Source organism: Nocardioides sp. (genome assembly GCF_035481145.1).
GTDB lineage: Bacteria > Actinomycetota > Actinomycetes > Propionibacteriales > Nocardioidaceae > Nocardioides.
Genome location: NZ_DATIHB010000021.1, coordinates 1 through 6,541, shown reverse-complemented (window position 1 = coordinate 6,541; position 6,541 = coordinate 1). Strand labels below are relative to the sequence as shown.

The window sequence follows — 6,541 nt, the reverse complement described above, 5'->3', positions numbered from 1 at the left end:
GCACGGTGCTGATCGCCACGGCAGCCAGCGGCGCCGACCTCGACCTCCACGGTCTCGAGCGGATCGCGCGGCGCTTCGGCGGCCCGCTCTTCCGCACGCTGCACCGCGGCCGACCGCTCGTGCGGCTCACCGGACGCCTGCCGTACGCCGCGGCCGCGTGGCTCTTCCACGACATCCGCTCCTCCCGCGAGCACCGCCGGGCCTTTGCCGAGATGGTCGTCGCCAACCAGCTCGATGTCCTCGGTGACTACGTCGAGGCGATGTTCGCCTACGACGCCCGGCCCTTCGTGGCTGAGCTGGCCCGCACCGCCACCGTGCTCGTCGCCGGCAAGAGCGACCTCGTCACTCCTCCCGCCGCCAGCCGGCGCATCGCCCAGGCCATCGGCGGCGCGCGGGTCGTGGTGGTGCCCCGGTCGGGCCACATGGTGCCGTTCGAGAACGCCCGCGCTGTCGACGAGGCAATCGCCGACGTCGTCGAGCAGGTGCTCGCGCAGCGCTGAGCCCGAACTGACGCCGGGCTACGGGCGACGCGCGCCGGCCACTCAGGTGCCCGGGTCCCCGAGTCGACCTCGACGGCCGCGATGTGGGGTCCATACTGGTGCCCAGGCCCCTGAGCCGACCTCGACAGCCGCCATGTGGCGTCCCACTCTGGTGTCCGGACACGAAGCTCACACCATCTACATCTACCGCGGCGACGAACTCCAGAATCGATACAAGGCCACACAGTTGTCCTTGGTTCGACCGGTCGACGAATCATTACCGCGTACCCCTCCAAGTCGTGGTGCAGCTCGACGGATAGCCGACCGATCTACGACACTCGACCTCCTGGCCAGGAACGGATCCCCATGGCCAACGCCCCCCTGCTCAACCCGATCCGGATCCGGCTCGTCGAGCATGTCCCCTTTCCCCTATGGGACGCCGAAGACTTCCTGGGCGACGACTTCACCCAGCTGTCTGAGTGGCTAGGTCTCAGCCGGCCCACCTACGAGGCGCTTGCGTCGCTGCAAGCCACCTATGAGGCGCTCGGCTCTACCAACACGTTGCCGGACGACCTGATCACTCAGCGAGAGCTGGCGCGCGCCGCGCTCGTGGCTGACCTTCAAGGAAGCTACGAGGTGGTCGTCGAGTAGATGCAACAACTGGCTCCCCAGGTAGGAGTCGAACCTACGTCGCTAGTCCTGATTCAAAGTCAGGCGGGCCCTGCCGGCAGACCAACTGGGGAAAGTGCGACGCCAACCCTAGGGCCCCTGCCCCGGCAACGCACCGCCCGGTGCCCGCCTGCCGTCAGAGCCGCGAGCGGTAGCGCTCCAGCACGTCCTCGACCCGCGCGTCGTCGCGCAGGTGGATCGGGATCAGCAGCTCGGTCACGACGTCGGTCAGCTCGGCGACGCGTCGCTGGAGCTGGCGGGCCTCCTGGGCCTCCTCCTCCAGCGCATGCAGCCGTGCCTCGACGGCACGCGAGGCGTGGTAGCGATCCCGGGCGCGCCGGGCCGCTCCGCGGGCACGTCGACGGGCGCGGTCACTGAGCTCGGACATGGGTGGTCTCCTCACGATCGGGCACAACACGTACGGCGCGCGGCCAGCGCACCTGCAGCCTCGCCACGCGCGGGTCCTCACCCGTCGCGAGCAGCTGCTGGTCGTCCACGACGCCGCCTGAGGCGGTGATCTCGCGGACGACGAGGTCGGGGTCGAGCCGGCTCACCAGATCCGGGGAGTCTGCGGGCCCCGCGGCGGGCAGCCGCCCCGGGCCGGTCGCGGCGTACTCCAGGTGGAAGGTGCCGCCCTCGCTCGTGGCCATCCGGGCCAGCCGCCAGAGGTGGCCTCGGGCGTGCGGGGTGAGGCAGCCGAGCAGCTGCCGGGAGTAGAGCTCCGGGGCGGACCGGGCCAGCTGGGCGCCGGTCGCCGCCACGAAGCGCAGCTCGTCGAGGAGCAACCGCTCCGCCGTGATCGTCAGTCCGGCGCGGCGCGCCTGCCGGCGGACCTGGGCCAGCGCCGGACGGGAGAAGTCGTAGGCACGCACGTCGTGTCCCCTGCGCGCGAAGTGCAGTGCGTCCCTCCCCCGCCCGGCCCCGAGATCCACGACGAGTGCGTCCGGCGCCAGCAGCGCGGCGACGGCCTGGCCGAACTCCGACGGCGTCTCGCTCTGCCCCGCCCGCTCCTGGTGGTGCGCGGTCCAGGCCGGCATGTCCGTGCGGAAGCCGCGGAGCCAGCCGTCGAGACGACGGATGCCGGCGGGCGGGTCGGCGTACCGGAAGGAGGGGTCGGGCGTGCGCCACCGCGGGCCGTAGACGAAGCGGAGCATCGCCTCGGGGTCCGCCGGACCGGGGAACTCATGGCCGTGCAGCCAGACCGGGGCGACCGGCAGGATCGACGACCGGTCGAGCTGACCGCTGCGGTTGCCGAGCTGGAAGAAGCGCCCCGCCGTGTGGAACGCGACGAAGACGTCGATGTGGCACAGGCGCCCGTCACTGAGCGGCAGCAGGATCTTGAAGTCACCGCCGGACATCCGCAGAACGTCCCAGCCGCGGTCGCGCATCACGCGCTCGACACGGTAGGACTCGCGGATCACGTCGACCGGGTCGCGGTGGAACGACAGGTAGCAGAGGTCGGTGTCGCTGTCGTGCGCGAGCATCCGGCCGTCGCGGATCGCGCCGAGGAGCGCTCCGTAGTTGAGGTAGGCCTCGACGCCTGCCTCCTCGCGCAGGTCCTCGAGCGCCCGGGCGGTGCCGGTGAGGATCTCCTCACGCACGGTCGCGGAGGTGTCCGCGAACGCTCGCGCGAGGTGGCCGACCTTGTCGACCGAGAGCGGGTGGCCCTGCCCATCGACGACGCTGATCCGCCCCTCCCCGGCACCGAGGGCGACCTCCGCGTCGTACAGGACCGTGCCGTCGGCCTGCGCGACCCGGAGCCGGGTCCGTCCGTCGAGGAACGACGCGAGGACCGGTGGCCACGCCACCTGTGCGCGCCCCTGCCGGAGACGTACGCCGTCGCGCGCCGGCGTCGTGGACCACACATAGGCACCGTCGAAGGAGACCAGCAGCGGCACGTCGCCGGGACCCGTGACGGTCAGGCCGGCGTCGTCGACGGCAACGCTCACGAGGCTCGCCCGTCACGGAGCCGCAGCGCCCGGCGCAGCGCGGTGGACGAGGTCTGCAGCGAGTAGGGGAAGTAGACGACCTCGACGCCGAGCGTGGCCATCCGGGCCTCGAGCCGATCGCCCTTCTCGGTGCCCCTCCAGTCGTCGCCCTTGAAGAGCCGGTGGAAGCCGACGACGGCGTGCGCGTCGGCCTTGTCGGGGGTCTCCTCGGCGTAGACGGCGTCCACGATGCCGATCGCATCGACGATCGCCAGTCGCTCCGCCAGAGGGACGGTCGGGGTCACGCCCTTCGCCAGCCGGCACATCTCGTCGGTCACCACGCCGGCCACGAGCACGTCGCACTGCGCGCGCGCCTGACGCAGCAGGTTGAGATGACCCACGTGGAAGAGGTCGTAGACCCCGGGGACGTAGCCGACGAGCGGACCCATGGCGATGCTCCTTCTCGATGTTTGTCACGAAAGTTACTCCACTTTTCATCGAGTGCCCAATCGACATGCCCGACTGTCGGCGCCAGGCCCTAGGGTCGACGCATGGACCTGCCCGTGATGCCGCCGCTGCTCCCGATGCTCGCCAAGCCCGCGAAGGCGACCGCTGTCTTCAGCCCGGCCGCGGCGGAGAAGCTCGGCGGCCTCGCCTTCGAGCCCAAGTGGGACGGCTTCCGCTGCCTCGTCTTCAAGGATGGTGACGAGGTCGAGCTCGCCTCGCGCAACACCAAGCCACTGACGCGCTACTTCCCCGAGGTGGTCGAGGCGATGGGCGCCCAGCTGCCCGAGCGGTGCGTGCTCGACGGCGAGATCTTCGTGGCCGTGGGTGACCGGCTGCAGTTCGAGGTCCTGCAGGAGCGGATCCATCCGGCCGTCTCCCGGGTGACGAAGCTGGCGGCGGAGACACCCGCCGAGTACGTCGCCTTCGACCTGCTCGCCCTCGGCGACGACTCCCTCGTCCACCTGCCGTACGCCGAGCGCCGGGCGCGGCTGGAGGAGGCGCTCTCGGGTCTTGCGCCGGTGGCGACGACGAGCGAGGCCACCGGACGGAGCAGCCGGGTCCACCTGACCCGGATCACCACCGACCCCGTGGAGGCGGAGGGCTGGTTCGAGCGGTTCGAGGGTGCCGGTCTCGATGGCGTGATCGCCAAGCCGTTGACGGCGGCGTACGAGGCCAACAAGCGGACGATGCTCAAGGTGAAGCACGAGCGCACCGCCGACGTGGTCGTCGCCGGCTACCGGCTGCACAAGACCTCGACCGAGGAGAAGCCGCTGCTGGGCTCGCTGCTCCTGGGCCTCTACGAGGGCGGCGAGCTGCAGCACATCGGTGTCGCGGCCTCCTTCACGGCCGCGCGACGGGCGGAGCTCGTCGAGGAGCTCGCCCCGCTCGTCTGCGACATCGCCGATCATCCGTGGGGCCGCTGGCAGGAGTTCCTGACCGCCAACCCCGACCGGGTGCCCGGCACCCAGAGCCGCTGGAGCCAGGGCAAGGACCTCTCGTTCGTGCCGCTGCGGCCCGAGCTCGTGGTCGAGGTCGGCTACGACCACATGGAGGGCCGGCGGTTCCGGCACACCGCGCAGTTCAAGCGCTGGCGCCCCGACCGCGACCCGCCCTCGTGTGGCTACGACCAGCTCGACGAGCCGGTCTCCTACGACCTGTCCGTGGTGCTCTCCGGCTAGGCCTGTTGCCGCTACTTCCCCACCCCTAGAGTGGAAAACAGGAGGCGATCACGATGGCCGGAACCGAACCGACGTACGACGTGGTGCTGCTCGCCGAGCAGGCCCTGTCCGAGGTGGACGCACGCGAGGTCGTGTCGCTCCACGAGGAGCTCGAGACCGACCAGCAGGTCGTCTACCACGTGCTGATCCCCGTGGAGGACGCCGCTGCGCGTGTGGAGGCGACGCTCGGCACGCTCGGCGCGGGCGAGCCGCTCGTGGCGCCCGCCCTCGCCATGAGCGACCTCGACATCGCCGAGGTCCGCAAGGAGTGCGTCCAGCGCTCCAACGAGGCGCTCCAGACCAGCCTCACCAAGCTCCGCGCCGCCGGCGCCGAGGCCCAGGGCCACACGGTCGAGGAGCCCCCGGTCACCGCCCTGGCCAAGACGATCACCGAGGTCGACGGGCGTGAGGCGATCATCCTGACCAGGCCCCACCTCGTGGCCGAGTTCTTCCACCTCGACTGGACATCCAAGGCGCGCCGCAAGCTCGAGGTCCCGGTGCTCCACCTGCTCGAGCACGAGTCGATCGTCGAGCAGTCCGCCGGCGCCGGTGAGGGTGCCACCGGCGTCTAGGGACCAGTTCCACCGAACCAGACACCGCCGTGGCCCGGCTCGGGCATGCTGGGCGAATGGCTGGCACTGTCGACGGGGCAGCTCGACGGGCCGGGCTGCTCCTCGGCGTCGGCCTCGCCTACTACGCCTCTGCCCGCCTGGGCCTCGAGTTCTCCCTGGTCGAGCACAACATCACTCCGCTGTGGCCGCCGACAGGCATCGCGGTGGCAGCGTTCGTGCTGCTCGGACGGCGGATGTGGCCTGCCGTCGCCGTCGCGGCATTCCTGGTCAACCTGCCGATCACCCCGACTCCGCTGGCCGCGGCTGCGACCGCACTGGGCAACCTCCTCGCGCCACTGCTGGCCGCGGTGGTGCTGCAGCGCTTCGGATTCCGCCCCCAGTTCGACCGCCAGCGCGACGCCCACCTCGTCGTCGCGTGCGCACTCGCCAGCGGCCTGGTGAGCGCGACGATCGGCACCCTGACCCTGCTCTCCTCGGGGGCGATCGAAGGCCGCCAGCTCCTCGGCGCCTGGGCGGTCTGGTGGACCGGTGACGCCATGGGCTTCCTCATCGTCGCACCACTGCTGCTGGCCGTTCCGCTGTACTGGGAGCGCCCGCGCTGGACGGTGCGGCAGTGGGGCGAGGCGGCCCTGATCTGTGTCAGCATCGCGGCCGTCGGCCGCGCCGGGATGAGCGCACACCTTCCGGTCCTCTTCCCCGTCCTGCCGCTCCTCGGGTGGGCAGCCTGGCGGCTGCAGATCCGCGGCGCCGCTCCGGCAGCGCTGGTCGCCTCATTGACCGCGACGTGGTCGGCGACGCACGATGTCGGGCTCTTCGCCCTGGGCGGCCTCTCGGCGCAGATGCTGACCCTGCAGGCCTTCAACGCCTGCATCGCACTGATGTCCTTCGTCCTCGCAGCGCTGGTGACCGAGCACCGGCGTACAGCCGAGATGCTGCTCGGCCAGGCCCACGCCCACACTGCCCGCGAGCACGAGATCGCCGTGGCACTGCAGCAGACCTTGCTCCCCGCACGACTGCCCGCCATCCCCGGCGTCGAGATCGCCGCTCGCTACATCCCGGCCTCCTCGGACACCCAGGTCGGCGGCGACTGGTACGACGTCGTGCCCCTGCCGGAGGGCCGGATCGGCCTGGTCATCGGCGACGTCGCCGGCCACGGGCCGGCAGCCGCC

Annotated in this window: 8 protein-coding genes and 1 tRNA gene; 5 read left to right on the top strand and 4 right to left on the bottom strand. The window is 71.2% G+C overall.

Annotation, left to right across the window (positions count from 1 at the left end):
- Both VLF38_RS02020 and VLF38_RS02015 read left to right on the top strand, forming a co-directional pair.
- A partial coding sequence (locus VLF38_RS02020) for an alpha/beta fold hydrolase (protein WP_325269621.1) occupies positions 1–500 on the top strand: 500 nt, incomplete at its 5' end.
- A gap of 345 nt (positions 501–845) precedes the next feature.
- Entirely contained in the window at positions 846–1,130 is a 285-nt protein-coding gene (locus VLF38_RS02015) for a hypothetical protein (RefSeq protein WP_325269620.1), read from the top strand.
- A gap of 10 nt (positions 1,131–1,140) precedes the next feature.
- Here VLF38_RS02015 and VLF38_RS02010 read toward each other — a convergent pair.
- The 4 genes from VLF38_RS02010 to VLF38_RS01995 all read right to left on the bottom strand — a co-directional run bounded on the left by VLF38_RS02010 (position 1,141) and on the right by VLF38_RS01995 (position 3,525).
- A tRNA-Gln gene (locus VLF38_RS02010) sits at positions 1,141–1,222 on the bottom strand.
- A gap of 62 nt (positions 1,223–1,284) precedes the next feature.
- Positions 1,285–1,536, bottom strand: coding sequence for a DUF6752 domain-containing protein (locus VLF38_RS02005; RefSeq protein ID WP_325269619.1), 252 nt, complete (start codon positions 1,534–1,536; stop codon positions 1,285–1,287).
- Positions 1,520–3,097, bottom strand: coding sequence for a class I SAM-dependent methyltransferase (locus VLF38_RS02000; RefSeq protein ID WP_325269618.1), 1,578 nt, complete (start codon positions 3,095–3,097; stop codon positions 1,520–1,522). The genes VLF38_RS02005 and VLF38_RS02000 overlap by 17 nt, the downstream gene beginning before the upstream one ends.
- Complete coding sequence (locus VLF38_RS01995) at positions 3,094–3,525, bottom strand: adenylyltransferase/cytidyltransferase family protein (RefSeq protein ID WP_325269617.1); 432 nt, start codon at positions 3,523–3,525, stop codon at positions 3,094–3,096. Before VLF38_RS01995 ends, VLF38_RS02000 begins: the two co-directional genes overlap by 4 nt.
- A gap of 102 nt (positions 3,526–3,627) precedes the next feature.
- Between VLF38_RS01995 and VLF38_RS01990 the strand changes: the two genes are divergently transcribed.
- The 3 genes from VLF38_RS01990 to VLF38_RS01980 all read left to right on the top strand — a co-directional run.
- On the top strand, positions 3,628–4,761 hold the full coding sequence (locus VLF38_RS01990; protein WP_325269616.1) for an ATP-dependent DNA ligase: 1,134 nt from the start codon (positions 3,628–3,630) through the stop codon (positions 4,759–4,761).
- 53 nt (positions 4,762–4,814) lie between these two features.
- The gene (locus VLF38_RS01985; RefSeq protein WP_325269615.1) at positions 4,815–5,372 is read left to right on the top strand and encodes a hypothetical protein; all 558 of its coding nucleotides are present in this window, start codon (positions 4,815–4,817) and stop codon (positions 5,370–5,372) included.
- A gap of 56 nt (positions 5,373–5,428) precedes the next feature.
- The coding region (locus tag VLF38_RS01980; protein ID WP_325269614.1) for an MASE1 domain-containing protein at positions 5,429–6,541 on the top strand (1,113 nt) is incomplete at its 3' end.

Bases quoted from the DNA above. Each gene is read 5' to 3' on its own strand.
- VLF38_RS02015 (WP_325269620.1), top strand. From the start codon at position 846: ATGGCCAACGCCCCCCTGCTCAACCCGATCCGGATCCGGCTCGTCGAG.
- VLF38_RS02005 (WP_325269619.1), bottom strand. From the start codon at position 1,536: ATGTCCGAGCTCAGTGACCGCGCCCGTCGACGTGCCCGCGGAGCGGCC.
- VLF38_RS01995 (WP_325269617.1), bottom strand. From the start codon at position 3,525: ATGGGTCCGCTCGTCGGCTACGTCCCCGGGGTCTACGACCTCTTCCAC.
- VLF38_RS01990 (WP_325269616.1), top strand. From the start codon at position 3,628: ATGGACCTGCCCGTGATGCCGCCGCTGCTCCCGATGCTCGCCAAGCCC.
- VLF38_RS01985 (WP_325269615.1), top strand. From the start codon at position 4,815: ATGGCCGGAACCGAACCGACGTACGACGTGGTGCTGCTCGCCGAGCAG.